The sequence below is a fragment of the Paracoccus niistensis genome (genome assembly GCF_042432925.1).
GTDB lineage: Bacteria > Pseudomonadota > Alphaproteobacteria > Rhodobacterales > Rhodobacteraceae > Paracoccus > Paracoccus niistensis.
This window is the reverse complement of sequence record NZ_JBHLWE010000027.1, coordinates 1-17,666: the sequence shown is the minus strand read 5'-3', so window position 1 is coordinate 17,666 and position 17,666 is coordinate 1. Positions and strand designations below refer to the sequence as shown.

At 64.2% G+C, this 17,666-nt stretch carries 18 protein-coding genes and 4 pseudogenes; 13 read left to right on the top strand and 9 right to left on the bottom strand.

The annotated features are described in order from the left end of the window. The 3 genes from ACFFII_RS08495 to ACFFII_RS08485 all read right to left on the bottom strand — a co-directional run. Positions 1–347, bottom strand: a 347-nt coding sequence (locus tag ACFFII_RS08495; RefSeq protein WP_377698457.1) for an ImuA family protein, incomplete at its 3' end; no start/stop codon positions are given. 149 nt (positions 348–496) lie between these two features. Beyond that, positions 497–1,111, bottom strand: coding sequence for a nucleoside 2-deoxyribosyltransferase (locus tag ACFFII_RS08490; protein WP_377698456.1), 615 nt, complete (start codon positions 1,109–1,111; stop codon positions 497–499). 10 nt (positions 1,112–1,121) lie between these two features. Continuing rightward, positions 1,122–1,511, bottom strand: coding sequence for a hypothetical protein (locus ACFFII_RS08485; protein WP_377698455.1), 390 nt, complete (start codon positions 1,509–1,511; stop codon positions 1,122–1,124). A 397-nt stretch (positions 1,512–1,908) separates the two neighbouring features. On the opposite strand from ACFFII_RS08485, the pseudogene ACFFII_RS17800 reads away from it, so the two are divergent. Further along, positions 1,909–2,066, top strand: a pseudogene (locus ACFFII_RS17800) (IS30 family transposase); the annotation flags it as partial. Here ACFFII_RS17800 and ACFFII_RS08480 read toward each other — a convergent pair. Then, positions 2,061–2,189: pseudogene (locus tag ACFFII_RS08480) on the bottom strand (transposase); the annotation flags it as partial. The pseudogenes ACFFII_RS17800 and ACFFII_RS08480 overlap by 6 nt on opposite strands. 546 nt (positions 2,190–2,735) lie before the next feature. Between ACFFII_RS08480 and ACFFII_RS08475 the strand changes: the two are divergent. From ACFFII_RS08475 to ACFFII_RS17795, 3 genes are read left to right on the top strand one after another with little or no spacing between them, the layout of a single operon-like run. Next, positions 2,736–4,082, top strand: coding sequence for a hypothetical protein (locus ACFFII_RS08475; RefSeq protein ID WP_377698454.1), 1,347 nt, complete (start codon positions 2,736–2,738; stop codon positions 4,080–4,082). Positions 4,083–4,121: 39 nt separating this feature from the next. Next, complete coding sequence (locus tag ACFFII_RS08470; protein ID WP_377698453.1) at positions 4,122–4,973, top strand: class I SAM-dependent methyltransferase; 852 nt, start codon at positions 4,122–4,124, stop codon at positions 4,971–4,973. After that, positions 4,970–5,119: a DUF7220 family protein gene (locus tag ACFFII_RS17795; RefSeq protein WP_446686939.1), complete on the top strand. Its 150-nt coding sequence runs from the start codon at positions 4,970–4,972 to the stop codon at positions 5,117–5,119. The genes ACFFII_RS08470 and ACFFII_RS17795 overlap by 4 nt, the downstream gene beginning before the upstream one ends. Positions 5,120–5,304: 185 nt before the next feature. Here ACFFII_RS17795 and ACFFII_RS08465 read toward each other — a convergent pair. Beyond that, positions 5,305–5,892 (bottom strand): annotated as a pseudogene (locus ACFFII_RS08465) (DUF3489 domain-containing protein). A gap of 142 nt (positions 5,893–6,034) precedes the next feature. On the opposite strand from ACFFII_RS08465, the gene ACFFII_RS08460 reads away from it, so the two are divergent. Further along, positions 6,035–6,511 carry a phage terminase small subunit P27 family gene (locus tag ACFFII_RS08460; RefSeq protein ID WP_377698452.1) on the top strand — a complete coding sequence of 159 codons (477 nt, stop codon included), beginning with the start codon at positions 6,035–6,037 and terminating at the stop codon, positions 6,509–6,511. 209 nt (positions 6,512–6,720) lie between these two features. On the opposite strand, the gene ACFFII_RS08455 is transcribed toward ACFFII_RS08460, so the two are convergent. After that, complete coding sequence (locus ACFFII_RS08455) at positions 6,721–7,908, bottom strand: alpha/beta hydrolase family protein (protein ID WP_377698451.1); 1,188 nt, start codon at positions 7,906–7,908, stop codon at positions 6,721–6,723. A gap of 254 nt (positions 7,909–8,162) precedes the next feature. On the opposite strand from ACFFII_RS08455, the gene ACFFII_RS08450 reads away from it, so the two are divergent. The 7 genes and pseudogenes from ACFFII_RS08450 (at position 8,163) to ACFFII_RS08420 (ending at position 13,734) form a co-directional block, all read left to right on the top strand. Next, on the top strand, positions 8,163–9,917 hold the full coding sequence (locus ACFFII_RS08450; protein WP_377698450.1) for a terminase large subunit: 1,755 nt from the start codon (positions 8,163–8,165) through the stop codon (positions 9,915–9,917). A gap of 54 nt (positions 9,918–9,971) precedes the next feature. Beyond that, the gene (locus tag ACFFII_RS08445; RefSeq protein ID WP_377698449.1) at positions 9,972–10,241 is read left to right on the top strand and encodes a hypothetical protein; all 270 of its coding nucleotides are present in this window, start codon (positions 9,972–9,974) and stop codon (positions 10,239–10,241) included. A 14-nt stretch (positions 10,242–10,255) separates the two neighbouring features. Next, positions 10,256–10,747, top strand: coding sequence for a phage portal protein (locus tag ACFFII_RS08440; RefSeq protein ID WP_377698448.1), 492 nt, complete (start codon positions 10,256–10,258; stop codon positions 10,745–10,747). After that, entirely contained in the window at positions 10,744–11,592 is an 849-nt protein-coding gene (locus tag ACFFII_RS08435; RefSeq protein ID WP_377698447.1) for a head maturation protease, ClpP-related, read from the top strand. Before ACFFII_RS08440 ends, ACFFII_RS08435 begins: the two co-directional genes overlap by 4 nt. An 11-nt stretch (positions 11,593–11,603) precedes the next feature. After that, a pseudogene (locus tag ACFFII_RS08430) lies at positions 11,604–12,845 on the top strand (phage major capsid protein). A 56-nt stretch (positions 12,846–12,901) separates the two neighbouring features. Next, positions 12,902–13,207 carry a hypothetical protein gene (locus ACFFII_RS08425; RefSeq protein WP_377698446.1) on the top strand — a complete coding sequence of 102 codons (306 nt, stop codon included), beginning with the start codon at positions 12,902–12,904 and terminating at the stop codon, positions 13,205–13,207. Next, positions 13,207–13,734 (top strand): head-tail connector protein, encoded by a 528-nt coding sequence (locus tag ACFFII_RS08420; RefSeq protein WP_377698445.1) that lies wholly within the window; start codon positions 13,207–13,209, stop codon positions 13,732–13,734. Before ACFFII_RS08425 ends, ACFFII_RS08420 begins: the two co-directional genes overlap by 1 nt. Positions 13,735–13,762: 28 nt before the next feature. Here the strand turns inward: ACFFII_RS08420 and ACFFII_RS08415 are convergent, their stop codons facing one another. From ACFFII_RS08415 to ACFFII_RS08405, 3 genes are read right to left on the bottom strand one after another with little or no spacing between them, the layout of a single operon-like run. Continuing rightward, on the bottom strand, positions 13,763–14,866 hold the full coding sequence (locus ACFFII_RS08415; protein WP_377698444.1) for a hypothetical protein: 1,104 nt from the start codon (positions 14,864–14,866) through the stop codon (positions 13,763–13,765). Continuing rightward, complete coding sequence (locus ACFFII_RS08410; protein ID WP_377698443.1) at positions 14,853–15,542, bottom strand: hypothetical protein; 690 nt, start codon at positions 15,540–15,542, stop codon at positions 14,853–14,855. Before ACFFII_RS08410 ends, ACFFII_RS08415 begins: the two co-directional genes overlap by 14 nt. 2 nt (positions 15,543–15,544) lie before the next feature. Beyond that, entirely contained in the window at positions 15,545–16,771 is a 1,227-nt protein-coding gene (locus ACFFII_RS08405; protein WP_377698442.1) for a hypothetical protein, read from the bottom strand. A gap of 347 nt (positions 16,772–17,118) precedes the next feature. Between ACFFII_RS08405 and ACFFII_RS08400 the strand changes: the two genes are divergently transcribed. Then, positions 17,119–17,472 carry a head-tail adaptor protein gene (locus ACFFII_RS08400; RefSeq protein ID WP_377698458.1) on the top strand — a complete coding sequence of 118 codons (354 nt, stop codon included), beginning with the start codon at positions 17,119–17,121 and terminating at the stop codon, positions 17,470–17,472. Positions 17,473–17,666: the final 194 nt, after the last annotated feature.

Here is a 17,666-nt window from a genome sequence, read left to right as displayed (position 1 = left end):
ACGTCCCGTTCGTCCCCCGCCTCGACATGGATCACCCGGCCGGGCGGCAGGCCTGCCTGCGCCAGCCCAGGCGCGAAGAGGTCGGCCTGGATCACGCACCAGAGCACCGGACCGGGCAGGCGTGCCGCGATCCCGGCCGCAAAGCAGGCCGCCGCAGCGCCATCCACAGCCCCGTTGCCGCCCCCCGCCACCTCGTGCAGGCAGCCCAGCGCCAGGCCGCCGCCCGGCAGGCGCCGGTCGAGGTCGGGAAGGCCGAAGGGAAGGACGCCCGATGTCCGCCTGCCTTCGCCCTCGGTCCGGGCGATCTGCGCCCGCAGATAGGCAAGGCCGGGAGGGGGCGACGACATGAGGAGGGGGCTCCAGCAGGCTAAAGGAACAACAGTAATGTTCCTGATTTGTTCCCGCTTGGCGAAGCCGTGTCAATCAGGCTCCTGAAACGTCTCGTCTTGGCCTCTCGTCTGCACGCAGGTTTGGGCGTGTTCGCTTCGGCACTCCGTCACTCCGCCGTGCGGGTGCGTGCAGGCTGTTCTTCCGTGCCCTGCAAGCTCGCAAGGCAGCGCCTGAACGCCGTCAGATCCCGGTAGAGACGGCGGCTGTCCTCAACCTCATGGGTGACGAGGATCCCGCGTCCGTCGGCGATTGCCCCGGCCAGCATGAGGTTGTCGAACATGTCGAAGTTCTCGAGCGCCAGTCCGTCGGGGCCGCGGTACTCTCCAGCCGGGTCCTGCGTGATCTGGCCCTGGTAGTGCTCATCACGGATCCGTTCGAAGTGGGGCATGGCCCTGTTCGTGTAGGCGGCGATCCTCGCACCGCGTGCTGCCATGTAGCCCACTTCGAAGGCGGTGCCGGGATCGGCCCCGACGCCTCGGAAGGGCGTGAGATTGGCAATGATGAGATCGCAGCTGTTCATCAGCCGCACATTCGCCCGATAGATCGCTAGGCCTTGGTCGAAGGGACTGCCTGTTGGAAGGCTTTCGTTGTCGAGCGGCGTCACCGGCTCGAACCCCGCTGCTCGTGCAAGGTCCGCCTTCTCCTTCAGGACCTCGAGGGCATCAGGCAGGAATACCTCCGGCCCTGCAAGATAGACGCGCGGTCTCGCTGGATCGGTCATAAACAGCCTCTCACGATGCGGTCTCTTCGATAAAGGTCTGCACCATGTTCCGGAGCCCGGACGACGGCGCCCCGTAGCTCACCACCTTTACCTCGAGATGCTGGTCCCTCACCAGCAGCAGGGCGCGCAGGATGCCTGCGTCGATCCAAGCATCGTCGTTGCCGACAGCGTCCCCACCGAGCCGCGTCCGTAGCACCCGGTTCGAGGCGCCGCGCGCGGCATTCAGGACGCCTGCCAGCAGTGTTGCCTCGTAAGCCGCATCCAACACCAGCCGCGCGAACTTCGACCAGAGCGCACCGCGGTGACCCGCAGAGGCAACGGGGAGCGCCGAGTAGTAGATCTGGCTGACCAGCGGCCCGGGTGACTGGACGCCGTCCGTGACCTCGACATCGCTGTGCAACCCGACGTGCAGAAGGCCACGCAGCTGATCGATGTCGTGTGGCGATCCGCGCGCAGATGCTCGGTGATGCGCTCCAGGCTGTTCCGCGAGGGCAGGGCGTAGCCGTTCTGCATACGCCACAGGGAGTTCAGGGGCATGCCCAGCGCATGGCCGAAATCCGCAAGGCCGTCGAGTTGGCAATCCTTCGTCTGACCTACCTGGTCGCCCATGGGCACGAGGTAGTTGCGATAGATGGTCCCCGCGCCCGCTGCCATGGCGCAGGCCGGACCCTGGGTGCGGTCGTGCTCGTAGCGGCCGACACCCTGCTCCGGCGTGACCTCAGGGCTGACCATTTTTTACAGCTTGAACTGCGAGGCCACCTGGAAGACGGAAATCCGAGCGCTCGACGCGGCGTAAGTTGTCCTCGCCGGGACGGCCGCCAGTGTGGCAGCGTGAGAACCTGTACCGGTTCTGGCGAGGCGTGGCAGCGGGCGGTCCAGTGAAGAGGCCGCTGTCGAAGCTGGCGTCTCCGGCCCTGTCGGCCTCCGGTGGTTTCGGAGTTCCGGCGCAGCGCCGCAGCGTCGATAGCCCGATGCCGAGGTCCTCGGCGATCTCCCTTTGCGTGCGGCCCCTCGTCTCGACCAGACGAACGGCCTTCGCCTCGAAATCCTTGCCGAACCGGCGTTGCAGTTTGCCCAAGAATTGCTCCGCTTTCCTTCAGAAGAGCTCTCCACTTTCCCCGGGCAAGTCCAACTCACCGCCGACACGGCTGCGTGGACATCGAAGAGCCACAGTCCGGGTCGACCATATCCCGGAGCTCGGCGGTTCGACTCCGCCCTGCGCAACCGTTTCTATCCTGTCACAGGAGGTGGGACAAAGGGCCGATACCGGGGGTGAGAGCCCGGCGTCCACCGCAGGTCCAATCGGGCCAGGCTTGCGGGTATAGGGCCGGGCACCCGAAGTCCTAGATGGCAGGCGTGAGCTTCTCCATCCGTCCCGACGAAACGGGAGCGCCGGACACGGTAACCGGCCATCGACATCCCATCCTCACGGACAGAATACTGTCGAGGCTTCCCAGGCTGTGCCAGCGTAGCAAAACAGCTTGGACCGACACTCCCGGAAATTTCTCCGAGTGCGGGAGGTAAATCACTTCCGGGAACGAGGCGGCCGTGTTAGCTTGCGCAGGGCAACGCCTGAAACATCGATCTGCGGAATGCCCAAGTGCAATTTCCGGAAGGATGGTCGATGTCGCGTCGAATCGAGTTCCTCACGCTCCGAAAGCGACTGGGAAAGTTCACCTGGATCGAGTTCGTCTGGAGGGTGGTCGCGTTCCTTGCCCTGGCTGGAGCAATCCTTTCAGCTGATGAATTCAATGATGACCTGAACCCCGATATCGCCTTTGCCATTCTGTTCATCCTGCTCAGCATGTTCGTGGATCAGTTGCTGACCACTTACACCAGCGCCGGCCAGCGTGACGCTCTCGCCAATGTCCAGGAACAGATCGTTCATGCCATTGACCGGAACTTCAGCCTTGAGCTTCTGTCAGGTCCCGATGCCGTCGAGCGGCTCGCCCAACGGGTGGCCTATGCGGTCGAAGTGAAGAACACGTTCGTAGGATATCAATCAGGATCGTCCGATGCTGCGGCAATCAACCATGATGCGATGCGGGTCTATCTCGAATTCTTCAAGGGACGCGGTGAGATCTGGACCGACCTGGTCGGGATCAAGGAACTGCATGGCCGCAGGTTCAGGAACCTTCATTCGGCCATCCGTAGCGCAAGGATTGCAAGACTATCCCAGACTTCTCACGTGGTTCGGCCGCTGCGCCACAACATACCGGTTCTGAACTTTACGATACTCTATTACACCGGATATTCTCCCGAACGAGAAGTGATCTTCGGATGGCTTCACGGCAGCACCGTCCATGGACGGGGACTGTATCGCTCCACGCAAGCATTGGTGATCGACCTCTTCGAGAGCTATTATGACCTGCTCACAGGATACAAACTGCAGGGCGATATCAATATCGACTACGAGGCCGCGACTTCCGACGACATGTTCAAGGGTCTGACAAGGGTCGACAAGGCTGGACGATGGCTGTGCTATGGATACAGGGATGACGAGGGAAACGGCAAGGATGAGCTCCGGGCTGTTTCAATCTCTCTCTTCGACATTCGTTTTCGCGATGACGACGTGCATATCTCAGGCCACGTCTTCTGGCTGGATTCACAAAAACTCGAGATCATGGGACCAAGGATCGAGGATGTCTCGATCCGGGATGACAAGATGTTCCTCGAATACAAGCGAGGCGGGCCGATGATGAGCCGTGGGATCTGCGTCTACAAGTTCCGCCTTGTCGAAAGCACGAGGGAATCCTTCCTGGTAGAGGGCTATCTCCAGAACGACTGCTGTGATTACCGTGTCCAGATCAAGGGCATGCGTGTGAGCGATCAATACGCACCCTCGGTGGAGATCGACATAGCTGAACTGACAAGGGTTCACACGCAATACAAAAACAACATGCACTTGGTGGAAATTTCGGGATCACTCCCGGACGACCCTTGCTTCGCTGAGGCGTCCCGATCAGTGTGAGGTTTGGAGCATCCCGCTCCGGCTGGATGTCGCTTGGCGATGGCAAAGACAAATGCGGACCAGACCGAGTTCTGGAACTCGGCACCCGGCCAGAACTGGGTCCGGTATCAAGCGGACCTCGACGCAATATCGCAGGCAGCCGGGGACCTGCTGCTTGAAGCCTGCCAGCCTCGGGAGGGCGAAGCGGTGCTGGACGTCGGATGCGGCGCCGGAACCTCCACGCTGGCGCTGGCTCGGGCCGTCGCGCCTACGGGGCGGGTCCACGGGGTCGACATCTCTTCGCCGCTCCTCGAGCGGGCTTCTGTTCGTCGCGACGAGCTTGGAATTGAGAACGTGACCTTCGAGCTCGCGGACGCGCAGGACCACGCCTTCGCAGAGTCAGCCTTTGATCTTGTCGCGTCCCGTTTCGGGCTCATGTTCTTCGCCGACCCTGTCACAGCGTTTCGAAATCTCCGGTCGGCGCTCCGCTCAGGAGGACGGATCGCATTCGTCGCTTGGGCGGGGCCGGAGGAGAACCCTTGGTTTGCTTGGCCGCACCGGATCGCGACGGCGCGGCTGGGGACGGTTCCTCCGACACCTCCAGACGCGCCAGGTCCCATGGCGTTCCAAGACCTCGAGCGTGTCAAAGCGATCCTCTCGGATGCCGGGTTCTCCGGGTGCAAGGGGCGTGGCGTCGCGGTTGACCTGCATCATCCTGGCGGTCTCGAGGCAGTCCTCAAGCTGGTGACGGTTGTTGGACCAGCGGCTCGTGTCGTCAGGGAGAAAGGCGGCACGGACGAGGACAGGACGGCGATCGCCGAAGAGGTTGCTGCGCGCTTTGAGCAGTTTCGCTCGAGCGACGGGATCCGAATACCCGCGCGCGTCAACTTGTTCACCGCAACGGCGCCCTGAGGCGGGAACTCGGACCGTACATCCCGTGGTTCGGGATCGAGACCGGGCTCGGGAAGCATCGGACCATCGGCCTCGCCTTCGTCAGGGTCTCGCTGGCGCGCAGCTACCTGCTGCGGCGGCTGTTCGAGCGCCTGCGGGGCTGGTGACCGTTCCGCTGGCGACTCCGGAACGCCGGGCCGTTCGCGGCAACCGTCGCTCAGGCGGGTTCCTCCAGAAGCTCGAGCGTGCCGTCCGCCCCGTCCGGGTGGGGTGAGCAACGCGGGTTCAGCAGACCGCCGCCTGCTGAACCCGAAATCGTGACGGCAACGAGATTGCTGCTGTTCTGGTTCTGTCAGGCTGCCGGTAGCCGATAAACCCGACCGCGCCCCTCAATCTTCTCCGAGGTCACCTCGAGGCCGAGCTTCTTCTTGAACCCCCCGGCGAAGGCGCCGCGCACCGTGTGCGCCTGCCAGCCGGTGGCGGCCACGATCTCCGCGGTGGTCGCGCCTGCCGGTGCGCGCAGCATGGTGATCAGCGTGGCCTGCTTGGTGCCCTCGCGCGGCGTGCGCGCCTTGAGCACGGCCTCGGGCCCGGCCGGAGCGTCCTCCGGGGCCTCCGCGCCCGGCGCCTTGTCGGCGCTCGTGGGCGCGCTGTCGCAGCTCTCGGGCTCGGTGCCGATGGCGGCGAGGCCCGCGTCGGTGATGTGGAACAGGATGGCGCGGCCGTCCGCCTCGTTGCGCTAGATGCGGTTCAGTGCGGCGTCGGCCTTCATCTGGCTGTCAGTCGTGGTCTCCGCGATCAGCCCGCGGGAGAGCAGCGCGCCCACCACCTTGGTTGCGGCGCCACCGCGGAGCGAACCGGGGAGCGGCAGGAGGTTGCGGTCGTCACGCTGCGCGGCCGCGCTCAGGATCAGGAACTGGGTGTCGGAAAGTTGGGTCATGGGTGTCTCCGTCGCATCGGGGCGCGCGGAATGCGGGCCCTGCGTCGCGGTGTGTCACCACCATCGCTCCGGGCGAATGCGGAGTGTGGGCAAACCGAAGCAACATCCTTGCTTTATCTCCAGAAAGACCGAGGACGTGATCATGGCGGGTCGCAAGCCGCTGCCGACGCAGCTCAAGCTGGTCAAGGGCACAGCCCGGCCGCACCGAATGAACCCGGCCGAGCCGCAGCCTGTGGTTTCGGTGCCCGCTCCACCCGAGCATCTGGACGAAGCAGCCGTCGCCAAGGTCACCGAACTGGCCGAGCTGCTGGCTCGGCACGGGGTGATGACGGAACTCGATGCCGGGGCGCTGGCCCGCTACGTGGTGATCTGGCGGCGCTGGCTCGAGGCGGAGGCGGAGGTCAAGCGCCGTGGCCCCGTCGTCAAGGCCGCCGGCGGCAACATCATCCAGAACCCGTTTCTGGCAGTGGCCAACAAGTGCCTCGCGCAGATGGGCCAGATCGAGAGCGAGTTCGGCCTGACGCCCTCGAGCCGCACCCGCATCCGCATGGCGGCCCCGGGCGAAGCAGCGGATCCGTTCGAAGATTACTTGAGTCGACGGGGGAAGTTGAGTTGCTGACCGTGTGCTTCGGCTTGCCCAGGTGCGTCAAAGGGGCAAGCAGGTGCCGTCAGCGCGGTTCGAAACGGTCCCTGCACGCGCGCCCTGTTAAGGCCGACCAGACACCCTTGCGGCGTCGAGAAGGCACCCATCTCAAGGAAACAACTGCCGGCACTCCGCATGAAGGAGCCACCGCTCCGCTTGTGAGGTCGGTTGTCGCGATGGCAGCATCAGTGGCCTGTCAGTGTGATCGCTCCCGTGTCCGCGTTGACCTGCCAGGTGTGGGTGACGTTGCAGTTCCCGCTTCCGACTCTGGCGAAGCCGCGCAGGTGGCCGCCGGCAAAGAACTCCTGATCAGCCGTGAGGTCTAGCGGCGGTGGGACGAGGCTGTGCGGAATGGTGACCGGCAGTAGCCACCACCGCTCCGGCGGGAGGTAATGTGAAAGGAACGTCAGCACGAAGTCAGCCGCCAAGTCCCGGACAAAGGGTGGACAGGCGCCCGTCCAGGCTGCGCATGTGGTGCCCTGATCGCCCAGGTAGTCCCAGTGCTCAGCGCCGGAAAAGACAATCCGGTGCTTGACAAGATCAAGCTGGGTCCACCATGCACCGAGGTCCGCAGAAGCGTCGGATGCGCCATCGCCCCAGACGAACAGGGAAGCTGTTCCAAGGGAGGGTAACGGATTCGGATGGGGGAAGGCCCACTCTCTCCAGCTACCGCTCAGCGATGCGTAGGCCGAAAAAGGATGCTGCTGGCGCGCGAGGATCCTGCCACCGAGCAGCGCCCCCCAGGAATGGCCGACGATGGCTGTTGCCGGCCTCGGCAACAGGGCATCGGCAAACTCCCACGATGCTCGCATCCAGAGCAGTAGCTCCTCTACCATTGCAACAGCCGGCGCGTCCTCCGCCCAAGGATAGGAGTGATCAATCTCCGGAACCACGACCACGTAGCCGGCGCGTGCCAGCCGAGCCGCGAAGAGATCCCACCTGCGGAAGTGATCAGCCTCGATGCAGAATCCATGGAGTAACAGCACAAGGGGATAGCGGCCGCAGCCCAGGAGAGGTGGCGCCGTATCCGGCGAGCCGTCCGTGCTTGGAAAGTAGACACGGTGACGCATCGGCGGTCCGGAGGCCATCGAGATCTCCCTGGTGCCATGGAAGACCGGCGCAAGAATGCTCGGCTGCCATCCCAACGCGCAGCTTGGCACATTGAGCATCTTCCCAGGCTCGGCAACGCTTACACGCCGGAGATCCTCGATGATCGATGCAGCTTCGCGAGCATCCTCACGGGGTACGCCCAGCTTCTCGAAGATGCCGTGCACGTCTTCCGGGGACCGACTCGACACTGCGCTCAGGTGCTTCCACGCGGAGACGACCTGGGCGAAGGCCCGCAGTTCCTGGTCACGATCGTCCTGTGCCACGCTCTCCCCTTTCCGACTCGGGCCGAGGATCCTTGCTGCTGGCTTCTGCAAGGCAAGGTTGCGCCCTTTCAGTGCGATTGACAATGATGGCGAAGGTTTGATCCGCGCGGGCCATGCCGCGCCAGTCCTCTTCTCTCCAGGTCAAAGCCGTTGCCGCAGGCTGGTGCCTAGCGCTGGGGCGCTGACCTCTCCCTATGAGGCTGACCTTCAACACGTCTGCGATCCTGCGGAACCGCCCGAGGAGTATCTGATCCGTGGCCAAAGCCATCCGCACCAAAGCCTGTCCGGTGACTGCCTGGGCGCGCAAGGTGGTTGCGGGCAAGGTTGTCGCTGGACATCTCACCTGGCGGGCCTGCCAGCGCCATCTCGACGATCTGAAGGCCGGCAGGGACCGGGGGCTCGTCTGGGACCGGGACGCGGCGCTGCACGCGATCGAGTTCTTCAGCCATCTGCGGCATTCAACGGGCGAATGGGCGGGCCAGCCCTTCAATCTGCAGCCATGGCAGCAGTTCGTGGTGGGCTCGCTCTTCGGCTGGAAGCGCGCGGACGGGTTGCGGCGGTTCCGAACGGCTTATGTCGAGGTCGCGCGCAAGAACGGCAAGTCCGCCCTGCTGGCCGGGATCGCGCTCTATGCACTTGTCGCGGATGGGGAAGCCGGCGCCCATGTCTATGCCGCCGCGACCACCCGCGATCAGGCCCGGATCGTCTTCGGCGAGGCCGAGCGCATGGTGGCCGCGAGCCCGGCGCTTTCGAGCCGCGTCACCCGCACCGTCAACAACCTCGCCGTGCTGCCCACCGCGTCGTGGTTCCGGCCGCTCTCGGCCGACGCCAGCAAGATGGACGGGTTGAACGTGCACTTCGCCGCCGTGGACGAGGTGCATGAGCATCCGGGACCCGAGATCATCCAGAAGCTCAACACGGCAACCGGCGCCCGGCGCCAGCCGCTGATCGTCGAGATCACCACCGCCGGGCACGACCGCCACTCGGTCTGCCGCCAGCATCACGAGTTCTCGGTGAAGGTGCTGGAGGGCACGCTGCCGCAGGAGACGGCCGATCCGTGGTTTGCCTTCATCGCCACCATCGACGAAGGCGACGACTGGACCGATCCGAAGGTCTGGGTGAAGGCCAACCCGAGCCTTGGGGTGACGGTGAAGCCGGATGATCTCAAACGCCAGATCGACGAGGCGCGCGAGATGCCGGCGCAACAGAACGCGATCCGGCGGCTGCGGCTCAATGAATGGACCGAGCAGGTCACCCGGTGGCTCGACATGGAGGTTTGGGCGGAAGGCGGGCTTGCGCCGGAAACGAACGCCGCCACGATTGCAGCGGAACAGGAACGGCTGGAGCGCCTGCTGGCTGGCCGCGAGTGCTACGGCGGGTTGGATCTCGCTCGCGTCAACGACCTCTCGGCCTTCCTGCTGCTGTTTCCACCCACGCGCGATCCGGCGCTCGGAAGCCTGGCCGACAAATGGATCGTGCTCAGCCGCTTCTGGGTGCCGGAGGAGGACATCCCGCGCCGCGCCCGGCGCGACCGGGTGCCCTACGATGTCTGGCGCGACCGGGGGTTCCTGACAGCGACCCCGGGCAATGCCACCGACTTCGCCTTCATCGAGGCGGAGATCCTCGCGCTTGCAGGCCGCTTCGATCTGCGCGAGCTCAGCTATGACCGCACCTTCGCCGGCGAGATCGTCCAGCATCTGCAGGACGAGGGCATCAACCTCGTCCAGTTCGGCCAGGGGTTCCTGAGCATGGCTGCGCCCACGGCGGAGCTGGAGCGGCTCGCGGTCTCGCGGCTCCTCTGGCACGGCGGCCATCCGGTGCTGCGCTGGAGTGCCTCGAACGTGGCCGTGCGACAGGATCCGGCCGGCAACATCAAACCGGACAAGGAACGCTCCTCCGAGCGCATCGACGGGATCGTGGCGCTCTGCAACGCGCTTGGCCGGGCCATGCTGCGCGACGAGTCCGCCGGACGCTCGGTCTATCAGGCCCGTCGGCCGATGCTGCTCTGACAGGAACGCTGCATGTCTCTCTGGTCCCGTCTCTTTGGCGCGCGTGGAAGCGCAATGCCTGCTGCTGCCGCGCCGCCGCCGGGCGTGCAGCCGCAGGCGTCCCTCGGCTCGATGGGCGGCACGGTGGTCCATACCTCGGCCGAGCTCGAGCAGGTCCTGCGCGGCGGTTCGGCCACGGCGGCCAGGGTGAGCGTCTCGCCCGAGACCGCTCTCACGGTGGCGGCAGTCCACGCCTGCGTGCGCATCATTGCGGGCGCGGTCGCCACGCTGCCGCTGCAGTTGCGCCGTCGCATCGATGATCGCACGAGGGAGGCCGGCACCTGATCCTCGAGGAAGGCATGGACTACGCCCGCATGGCGATGACGGCCGAGGATGCGCAATGGATCGAGAGCCGCCGTTTCACCCGTTCCGACATCGCCATGTTCTTCGGGGTACCGCCGCACATGATCGGCGACACCGAGAAGTTGACGAGCTGGGGCACCGGCATCGAGCAGCAGTCGATCGGCTTCGTGGCCTACACCCTCGAGGATCACCTGACGACCTGGGAGGAGACCATCGCCCGGGACCTGATCGATCCGGGCCGCCCCGACCTTTACGCCCGCTTCAACCGGGCGGCCCTGGTCAAGGGCGACATCAAGGCCCGCTGGGAGGCTTACGTGAAGGGGCTGCAATGGGGCGTGTGGAGCCCCAACGAGATCCGCACCCTCGAGGACGAGAACCCGCGTGAAGGCGGCGATGTCTATTATCCGCCGCCGAACATGACGGCACCGCCGACGGCGGACCAGGAGGGCGACGGACCGGCGCCGGAGACAGAGGAACGAGAGCCATGACGCTACGCAGCGCACCCCCGATCAGCCTCACGCGCCCGCCGAGGGTGCAGGCCTATGAACCCGACTCCGCACTGATGGCGAAGTGGAATGCTGGCCTTCGGGCGGCAGACAGGGACGACACCACGGATGGCGCCAACGTCATCAGCATGCTCGACGTGATCGGCACCGACGGCTGGACCGGCGACGGCGTGACGGCACGGCGCATCGCTGCGGCCCTGCGTTCGATCACCGCCGACGAGATCGCCGTCGATCTCAACAGTCCCGGCGGCGACTTCTTCGAGGGCGTGGCGATCTACAACCTGCTGCGCCACGATCCGCGCAAGGTCACCGTCCGCATCCTCGGGCTCGCCGCCTCCGCGGCTTCGGTGATCGCCATGGCCGGAGACGAGGTCCGGATCGGCCGTGCCGGGTTCCTGATGCTGCACAATGCCTGGGTGGTCGCCATCGGCAACCGCCACGACATGGCCGCGGCCGCCGAGACGATGGTGCCCTTCGATGCGGCCATGGCCGAAGTCTACGCCGCGAAGGCCCGCGTCGATCAGAATGTCGCCGCTGCCTGGATGGACGCGGAGACGTGGTTCACCGGCGCGCAGGCGGTGGCGGCCGGCCTCGCGGACGACTTCCTCACAGCCGACGTGGTCGAGACCGAGAGCCATCATGGCAACGGCCCGAGCGCACTGCGCCGCATCGACAGCCTGCTGGCGAAGCAGAACATCTCCCGGTCGGAACGCCGTGCGCTTCTGACCCAACTCCGTGGCACGCCGGGCGCTGCCGCACTCGTCACGCCGCGCGCTGACGACGACTGGGCCGCCCTCGCGCGGTCCCTCATCCAGACGCTCACCTGAGAGGTAATCCCATGACCATGATGTCCCACCCTGCGCTCACGCGCGGGATCGTTGCCCTGCGCGCAGACGCCAGCGGCGATCCGAAGCAGATCTTCGCCGAGCTGCAGCGCAGCTTCGAGGCCTTCAAGGCCGAGCACAGCGACCAACTGGCCGCACTCCGCAAAGGCCAGGAAGACGTGGTCCGGGCCGAGAAGGTCGACCGCATCAATGCGGCCGTGGGCGAGCTGCAGGCCGCAATGGATGCACAGGCCGCGCAGATCGCCGCGCTCCGCATCGGCGGCAGCGGGACGGTGGCCGGCCCGGTCGATGCCGCCTACACCGACGCCTTCCGGGCCCACTTTCGCAAGGGTGAGGTCTCGGCGGCGCTGAACAAGGGCGCTGACGCCGAGGGCGGCTATCCGGCGCCGGTCGAGTGGGACCGCACCATCACCGACAAGCTGGTGGAGGTCTCGCCCATGCGCCAGATCGCCTCGGTGCAGACCATCTCGGGCGCAGGCTTCCGCAAGCTCTTCTCGGCGCAAGGGTTCGGCTCCGGCTGGGTCGGCGAGACCGCGCCGCGGCCGCAGACCAGCACGCCCCAGTTCGGGCATCTCGACTACACCCCGGGCGAGATCTACGCCAACCCGGGCGCCACCCAGCAGATGCTCGATGATGCGGCGATCAACCTCGAGCAGTGGATCGCCAGCGAGATCGAGGCGGAGTTCGCCTACCAGGAGGGCATCGCCTTCGTGGCCGGTGATGGGGTCAACAAGCCCTCGGGGGTCCTGACCTATGCGGAAGGAGGCTCGAAGGCTGCGGCGCACCCTTGGGGTGCGATCCCGACCACTACCGCAGACAGCGCTGCCGCCATCACTGCCGACGAGCTGATCGATCTGGTCTATTCGCTCCCCGGTCAGGCGGCACAGAATGCCCGTCTGGTCGCGAACCGCAACACGCTCGCAAGCATCCGCAAGCTCAAGGATGGCTAGGGCAACTATCTCTGGCAGCCCTCCTTCACCGAAGGCCAGCCGCAGAACGTGCTGGCCTACCCGGTGACCGAGATGGCCGCGATGCCGGACGTCGCCCCCGGCGCCATGCCGGTAGCCTTCGGCGACTTCCGCCGCGGCTACCTGATCGTCGACCGCACCGGTGTGCGGGTGCTGCGCGATCCCTTCACCAACAAGCCCTATGTCCACTTCTACACCACCAAGCGCGTGGGCGGCGGGCTCCTCAACCCCGAGATGTTGCGGGTCCTCAGGATGGCCGCAGCCTGAAGCACCGGCCCGGCGGTGCACGCCGGGCGCCCATCCTTGTCCGAATGGAGGCCGTCATGGCTGTGAAGAAGAACGATCCCGCACTGAAAAACGGTGCGACCGCAATCGAGGACGACGTTCATGGCACCGCTGATCCTGCGCCGGCGGCAGCACTGGAGGATGCCTCCGGTGCGATCATCGAACCTGCAATCACGGATGCGGTTGATGTAAGCCACGAGAGCGTCGATGCCAATCCGCGCGCCGGCACCGCCGCCGCCCAGAATGCCATCGACTGGAACGACCCCAAGCGAGTGCGTCCCGATGAATCCGACTTCACGGGTCAGGGCGTCGACCCCGCCGTCTACGGCAAGGCGGCCGACTGATGCGGCTTGTCCTCGTCACCCCGCCCGCTGCGACGCCGATCACGCTGAGCGAAGCCAAGGCGCAGGCGCGCGTCGCGCATGATGACGAGGACCTGCTCCTCCAGCATTACATCGACGCAGCCACGGCCTGGCTCGCCGGCCCGGCCGGGATCCTCGGCCGGTGCCTCGTCACCCAGACCTGGCGTGCGGAGGTTGACGCGATCTCGGGGCCGATCTGGCTGCCGTTTCCGGACAGCGTCATCGACAGTGCGGTGTTCATCGATCCTGCGGGGGGCGAGATGGAGCATGAACTCGCCCTGCAGGATCAGCGCCTGTTGCTGCGGCCGAGCTTCGGCCTCGGCCGACCCGCGGCGATCACCTTTACCGCCGGCTATGGCGCTCCGGCCGATGTGCCGGCCGCTATCCGTCAGGCCATGCTGCTGCTGGTCACTCAATGGTACGAGCATCGGCAGGTGACTGGTACCGGAGCCGCCTTGCCCTTCGCCGTCGAGGCAATGCTGGCACCTTATCGCAGGATCCGGCTGTGAGGAGGAACAGGACGGTTCGATCATTTGCTCAGCCTTGCTCCAGAAGCATCACGGCTGGGCGATCAATTCTGCGGATCTCGGCCATGTAGGCTCGGCCGGAATAGCCTGACCTTTGCAGATGGCAGGCTAGAAACCCTTGACATGCGACGGCTCGGATCATCGCAGCATAGGCATCACGCAGTTGAAGCAGAAGCACCAGCGCCGCCGTGCGGGGTGGCACTCCATCTACCCGAGGCTCTCCCAGGCCAAGTCGGTGCTGAACGGCGGCAGGATCGAAGCGCCTCAACTCTTCGGTCATCTTTCTCACCGCTCCCTCGGCAAGATTTTTCGCGGTTGGCAGTTCATCAGCCTCGAACAAGACATGTATGCGAGCAGAATGACAAAGCGCGAGAGCGTTGAGAAGCGGCCAGATGCCGGCCAGATCGCTCCATGCTAGTTCGTCTGGTACAGCTGGATCCAGAATCCTGCTGATGTGTTCTTCGAATTGCTCAAGAATGTCGGTGAAACGGATCCTGAGATCAAAGGAAATGCCCGCAAGACCATTCTCGGCATGGGCTATGAAGAGATTCTGCAGACCCGAAAGTTGGCGCAAGATCATCCGAAGTTCATCGCTCCGGCGGTCTTTGGTGATCCGGTCGACTTTGCGATGCAAATCTTCAAGCCGAGTCTCGATCAGGCGCAGGCGCTTCTGCATATAGTACTGATGGGCAACCGAAATACCGAAGCCCAGCCCCGATCCGAGCAATGTGGCAAGCTGAAGCGCCTGCACGTTCTCAACTGCGATTTGCAGATTCCCCAGCCTCTGCTTTATCTGTTCGTTCTGGATGACGCTTATCCAAGAGCCAGCCAGATCAATGGACTGCATCCCCAGCAGCTGTGTCATGCCGGTCTGCAACGTTTCCAGCCGATCGAGGATTCTTACATCGAGAACCGTGTTGAGGCCAGTCCCCAAGAAACCGAGCGGGTTCATCCCGGGCAGCGCATCAGCGAGTTGGCTCAACAGCGGTCCCGTTTGCTGCAAATGCCCAACGATTTGTCCGCTTTCCATATGCTTAATGATACCACCAAAGACCTGCAGCTGCCCGTCGGCGACGCCACGGAGCAGATGAGCGGGGATCTCACGCAGCAGCATCTCGATTCGCCTTCTCGTTTTGCACGTCGAGCATGGCCTTGATCAACGATGGCTCCTTCAGCGCGCCGCAGCTCCCGAAAACCAAGGTCGCCAGACGCTCACGCATCTCTGCGGCCAGCTTTTTCTGTGGCTGATCCCGAAACGCCCACAAGGCCGCACCTCCCAACGCGACCAGGATGCCCGCGCCTCCAATCCAAAGCGAAAACGTGACAAGATCGAACGACTTCCTGCCAAGGAAGCCCCAGCGGCTTGGAACCTCGGCTTGTTCATGTGCGATCAGGGCTGCGCCGATACCTGTCGCAATGATTGCAACTGCCAAGGTGAGCACGACCAATCCCGGCACGAGGGAGAGGAGGCGCGGTCGACGGGGTAGGGCCTCCAGAAGATGAGTCAAGCTGACGGTAGGCAGAGGCGGCTGGTGGCGCTGGTTCCTGAGCCACCCGCGCAACGCCCGTCCCCCTAGAGCGCGCGGTCGCTGCAGCAGTACCCCCCATCGGCTGACTTTTCTGCAGTGGCTGTCGCTCAATGCGACAAGATCGGGAAACGCCGCTTCGACACGCGCGATCAAGAGCGCATCTTCGTCCTGGTTGCTCATGATTACCTGCAGGCCACGCTCCAGTCGCGCCAGGCGGTCGGCGTCAGACGGCTTCCCGTCGAGGTCCGGCACATCGTTCATTCCTAACCTCGCACAGCCAGACTGACAGCGATGCGCGCCTGTGTCTTCGCTCGTTCCGTGGCATCTTCGATTGCACGGGCGGCCACAATTGCAGCGTATCCGTCTCCGAGCGCCGCCAGCATGCCGGCTACCTGATCCAGCTTCCTGTCGCGGACCGGTCCCGCAGGTCCCCTTAAGGCACGGTCATGGATTTTTTTCGCTGCTTCCATCGCCTGCTCCAGCCTGCCGGACGCGAGAGCCTTGGTATAGGCCTCGGCATCGGCTTCGAGCAGTTCCTCGGTGGCTGAGCTACCAAGCTCGCCGTCATTCGATGGAAGGGTACTTTCGCGGGCTCCGAACACATTGCCGAAATCGATATCCACATCCATCAACGAGGCGACCCCCTCGCTCGTGTCGGCGACAGCACCGCTCGCAGCCACCTTGCTTTTGGCAGCCGCCACCCTGCTCCAGGCAATGGACCGAGCTGTGACGCCTTCCATATTCGCAATCTTGGCAGCTACAAGCTCATCGATCTGCTTTGCAGCGTCGTCATGCCTATGTGCGCGAAACGATACGTACAGTTGCAGCAAGGTCCCGAACTGCCGATCCTCCGGCAGCATCGCGACCGTCTCGACAGCGTCCTTGGCGCTCCCCAATTGGGCGTACAACTCGATGCCACTTTCCAGGCGCTCATAGCCGGAGGTATCGTTCTCGGGCATTGCTTTCACCCATGTCGAAACCGTCTCCAAGGCAAGTCTCGGGTCGCTGGCAGCCTGTTTCTGGACTATGGTGCGGATAATATCGAACTGCTCGGCATGATTGTCCTCCAACAAGGCGATCAAACGCTCCGCACCCTGCCAATCGTGCGTAACCGTGAGGCCATCAAGAGCTGCGTCAATTGCGCTCCGGCGGTCCTCCGCGTCAAGGAGGCTGATCTCCTTTTCGACCTCAGCCATCTGTCCCACGGCAGCCAAAGCTCTGATGGCATCTGGAAGGGCATCCGGCGCCTCCCGCGCTGTCTCGATCGACAGCAATGCCGCACAGCTCATTACGTCACGTTCGCAAAGCTGCAACATGGTCAGTTCCCGGAACAAGTCGCTGGGGCGTATGCCGATGATCGGTTGGTCTTCTGCGATCTGCCGTCCTTGCTTAGTGTCTGGGTATTCGGTTCGGATAATGTCGAGCTCGTTCGTTATCTCGCCAAGCAAACTCTGGCGGTCGGCAGTGCGCCGAGGGTCCTCGCTGTCCATGGCGAGGTACCGACCTATGTCAGCTGAAACATCTTCGAACTGTCGCTGAGGATTTTCGTTTCGGCAACCCGAGACCAGAAGCAGCACAAGGAGCCCGACATAAGCTTCGTGGAGTCGGCGCAACATTCTGATCCTTCGCCTGTTACGAGTTTTGAGCATGGTTTCTGCAGGCCTGCAACGGGCTGAGTGATCTGTTGCGAGGAAGACCTCTCAGGTTATTGTATTGTAAAGCTGTCGCGGCGCGGGTCAAATTATCATCCTCGGGCAGCGGTTCGGCCGATCGCGTAGTAGTACGCGCATCGGCATGTCACCGGCACAGGCACCGCCTGCCTTTCGCAGTCGAGGCCCTGCTGGCGCGCACCTCAGGAGCCGGCTGTGACCATGAACGCGGGCGGCTTAGTCAGCGCGTCACCTTCCAAGTCTACGCCATGATCGAGACCGACATGGGTGGCGTCGTCGAGGGTTGGGAGGATCGCTTCGCCCTCTGGGCCCATCTTCGCTATCTGCGCGGCTCTGAAGCCGTCATGCAGGCGAGACTCGTATCGAAGGCACCGGTCATCATCACCGTGCGGCGGTCCGCGCAGAGCGAGGGGATCACATCGGAATGGCGCGGGGTAGTCGGCAGCGTGATCTTCGATCTCAAGGAAGATCCGCGGCCCAGCGAGGATGGCAGGCTTCTCGAGATGCTGGGCGAGGGATGATGATGTAAGCCAGTCGAGAACCGTGCCTTGGGCGGATTGCGCGCGCAGCTCTGGCGGACAGCCTCACCATGAAGGCAGTGGAGCGACGAACATCGCGACGCTGCGCGTGGTGGGTATAAAAGTCGCACAGAGTGGCCTGCTGCCGGTTTCGTGGACACGAAGATAAGATCGTGACCAAGGGACTGGAGATCACA

Bases quoted from the DNA above. Each gene is read 5' to 3' on its own strand.
- ACFFII_RS08490 (WP_377698456.1), bottom strand. From the start codon at position 1,111: ATGACCGATCCAGCGAGACCGCGCGTCTATCTTGCAGGGCCGGAGGTA.
- ACFFII_RS08475 (WP_377698454.1), top strand. From the start codon at position 2,736: ATGTCGCGTCGAATCGAGTTCCTCACGCTCCGAAAGCGACTGGGAAAG.
- ACFFII_RS08470 (WP_377698453.1), top strand. From the start codon at position 4,122: ATGGCAAAGACAAATGCGGACCAGACCGAGTTCTGGAACTCGGCACCC.
- ACFFII_RS08460 (WP_377698452.1), top strand. From the start codon at position 6,035: ATGGCGGGTCGCAAGCCGCTGCCGACGCAGCTCAAGCTGGTCAAGGGC.
- ACFFII_RS08445 (WP_377698449.1), top strand. From the start codon at position 9,972: ATGCCTGCTGCTGCCGCGCCGCCGCCGGGCGTGCAGCCGCAGGCGTCC.
- ACFFII_RS08440 (WP_377698448.1), top strand. From the start codon at position 10,256: ATGGACTACGCCCGCATGGCGATGACGGCCGAGGATGCGCAATGGATC.
- ACFFII_RS08435 (WP_377698447.1), top strand. From the start codon at position 10,744: ATGACGCTACGCAGCGCACCCCCGATCAGCCTCACGCGCCCGCCGAGG.
- ACFFII_RS08425 (WP_377698446.1), top strand. From the start codon at position 12,902: ATGGCTGTGAAGAAGAACGATCCCGCACTGAAAAACGGTGCGACCGCA.
- ACFFII_RS08420 (WP_377698445.1), top strand. From the start codon at position 13,207: ATGCGGCTTGTCCTCGTCACCCCGCCCGCTGCGACGCCGATCACGCTG.
- ACFFII_RS08415 (WP_377698444.1), bottom strand. From the start codon at position 14,866: ATGCTGCTGCGTGAGATCCCCGCTCATCTGCTCCGTGGCGTCGCCGAC.
- ACFFII_RS08410 (WP_377698443.1), bottom strand. From the start codon at position 15,542: ATGAACGATGTGCCGGACCTCGACGGGAAGCCGTCTGACGCCGACCGC.
- ACFFII_RS08405 (WP_377698442.1), bottom strand. From the start codon at position 16,771: ATGGACAGCGAGGACCCTCGGCGCACTGCCGACCGCCAGAGTTTGCTT.